The sequence below is a fragment of the Pseudomonas laurentiana genome (assembly GCF_014648275.1).
Lineage (GTDB): Bacteria > Pseudomonadota > Gammaproteobacteria > Pseudomonadales > Pseudomonadaceae > Aquipseudomonas > Aquipseudomonas laurentiana.
On the sequence record NZ_BMQU01000161.1, the window covers coordinates 1 to 593 of the forward strand.

1 pseudogene is annotated in these 593 nt (G+C 65.1%); it reads right to left on the reverse strand.

The window, feature by feature from the left end:
• Positions 1-593, reverse strand: a pseudogene (locus IE038_RS24130) (T6SS effector BTH_I2691 family protein); the annotation flags it as partial.

The window sequence follows — 593 nt, forward strand, 5'->3', positions numbered from 1 at the left end:
TCTCCAGCAAGGCGCGGCTGTGGGCCGGGTTGCAGGTGTCGAAGAACAGGCTGTCGGCATTCGCTGCAAGCCGTTCCAGCCAGTTGAGCAGGTCGCGTTCGCTGCGCTGGGCATGGGCCTCAAGCTGGGCCGCCTGGGCCGTGGCCCGGCTCAGGAAGCTTTGCAGCTCATCGAAATGGACGTCTTCGCGCCACCGGCGTTTGTCGCGCCACTCGGCCAGTGTGCGCCGCCAGGTACCGGGGTGGGGGAGTTTGCCCCAGCGCTGAATGAACGTTGCCTCGAGTGCTTCGATCTCCCAGCGCCACGTCCCTACAAGTACCGATTCGGGTCCGTCAACCACGTCCCGACCCCGCTCGACGCCATCATCGGCCTTGAGCAACGCGTACAGGTCATCGGTGTAGGCGCGGGTCAGCGCGGGGTCCTGGGCGACGTGCGCAGGTAACAGTGGTGCGTAATCAAAGCCGCACAGTGTTTGTACCGCTGTGGCCGTTTGCAGTTTCTCCTGATGTTGCTGCTCGAACAGCGCCTGCTCCAGGCGCCGTCCGGTGAGGTTCAGGCTCAGGTCGTCAACCAGCGCCAGCGGGTCGTCGAGG